This window comes from Thiolapillus sp., from assembly GCF_048562965.1.
Taxonomy (GTDB): Bacteria; Pseudomonadota; Gammaproteobacteria; order Chromatiales; family Chromatiaceae; genus Thiolapillus; species Thiolapillus brandeum_A.
This window is the reverse complement of the sequence record NZ_JBHNMF010000671.1, coordinates 1-1,653: the sequence shown is the minus strand read 5'-3', so window position 1 is coordinate 1,653 and position 1,653 is coordinate 1. Positions and strand designations below refer to the sequence as shown.

Sequence of the window (1,653 nt, the reverse complement as noted above, 5' to 3'; positions counted from 1 at the left end):
TGAGATAGGCGCCGACGACTGCCGTGTCGCCCGAAATGGCCACACTGTGTCCAAACCAGTCATCCGCCGTTCCGTCGCTGGCGAGCAGTTTGCTGACTTCACCCCAGGCATTGCTTCCTTCCTGATTGCGGGAAAAGATATAGGCGGCGCCGGACTGTGATCCCTTGTCGTCATTGAATTTGGCGCCGATGATTGCCGTATCCCCATCGATGCCGACGCTGATGCCGAAAAAATCCTCTGCTGCGCCATCGCTGGCCAGCAGTTTACGGGTTTCGCCCCAGTTGTCCGCACCTCCGCTGTTGCGTTCGAAGATATAGGCAGAACCTGAGCCACTGCCGTTGTCGTTGTCGCGAAAGGCGCCGACAATGATCGTATCGCCATCAATGGTAACACTGTGACCAAACTGACCATTAGCAGCGCTGTCGCTGCCAAGCAGTTTCCTGGATTCTCCCCAGTTGTTGCTCCCTCCCCGGTTGCGCGAGAAGACATAAGCTGCACCTTTGTCGGAAATGGTACCGTCGTCGTACCCCTTGGCGCCAACAACGGCAACATCACCACTGACAGAGACGCTCAGTCCAAAATAGTCGTCGCTGGAACCATCACTGGGCAGCAGTTTTTTTACCTGCCCCCAGTTATCCGTACCCCCCTGGTTGCGTGAAAAAATGTAGGCAGAGCCAGAGGCGGAGCCGTTGTCGTCATCCAGCCAGGCACCAACGATAATGGTGTCGCCACTAATGGCCACGCTTTCGCCAAAATAGTCTGCCGCGGCCCCGTCGGCGGGAAGCAGCTTTTTTACCTGCCCCCAGTCTCCGCTAATGGAAACGCTACGACCAAAACCATCCCCTATGGCTCCGTCGGTGGCAACCAGCTTGTTGTCCTGGCTGATGGCGCTGATGATGCTGTTCCGCTCCTGCTGTGACAGCCCTTCCTGTGTCTGGGCGAAGGCATTGGACAAGGGTATCGCCATCAGGAAAGCGATCAGCAGGAAAGGGAGGGCGCATGCCCATCTGTTTTGATGGTCTTTGCAAATTTTCATGTCTTTATCCATTACGCAACAAACTGTTTCGAAGGTGGCAGGAAAGTGGCCGAACCGGGAAGTTTCTTGCTTCATCGGTATGCACCGGTAATTCCCTTGATTCCCTCGTCGCCTTATTGTGCTCCAGTAAAGGTAAGGTAATTGAAGGCTCTATTGCCATAAACGATACCAGGCCGGAATTTGGCTCAAATTTTTCACGAAGGCGGTGTTTCAATATACCTGTATGCAGGATTGAAAGCAGAGAAATGATCAAGCGTGTCTTCGGCCTCGTGATAGATTTTGGGACATCCCAGTCCCCAAAATCGACTCGGCCTTTGACAACCTATTGGTGCCCCAGCCGTCCTGGTCACCAAGCACTACGCAACAACTTCGCAAGCTCGTTGCTGCTCCGTACTTGGCTCCCATATGACTGGACGCCGCGTTCGGAGGCCTACTTTGTTTTCCCTCTGGCGCAAGGCACGCCGGGAAAACAGTGCGGCCTCGCGGCTACTGGGGTCTACCAGCCTTCGCTTCGCTCTCCATGGCTGGCAGCGGCGGTGAAGGTGTGACGGTAGACCAAAGAACGCTGCAGATAGCGAATTATGGCGACAGTTTATGTGAAAATCACCGTCATTTTG

At 54.6% G+C, this 1,653-nt stretch carries 3 protein-coding genes; 1 reads left to right on the top strand and 2 read right to left on the bottom strand.

Features of this window, described 5'->3' with window-relative positions; all coding sequences use genetic code 11:
• Both ACOCD2_RS19010 and ACOCD2_RS19005 read right to left on the bottom strand, forming a co-directional pair.
• Window positions 1–1,036, bottom strand: a 1,036-nt coding sequence (locus ACOCD2_RS19010) for an FG-GAP repeat protein (protein ID WP_293681120.1), incomplete at its 3' end; no start/stop codon positions are given.
• A 4-nt stretch (window positions 1,037–1,040) separates the two neighbouring features.
• Window positions 1,041–1,289, bottom strand: coding sequence for a hypothetical protein (locus ACOCD2_RS19005; protein WP_293885508.1), 249 nt, complete (start codon window positions 1,287–1,289; stop codon window positions 1,041–1,043).
• A gap of 16 nt (window positions 1,290–1,305) precedes the next feature.
• Between ACOCD2_RS19005 and ACOCD2_RS19000 the strand changes: the two genes are divergently transcribed.
• Window positions 1,306–1,584, top strand: coding sequence for a hypothetical protein (locus ACOCD2_RS19000; protein ID WP_419625906.1), 279 nt, complete (start codon window positions 1,306–1,308; stop codon window positions 1,582–1,584).
• Window positions 1,585–1,653 lie beyond the last annotated feature (69 nt).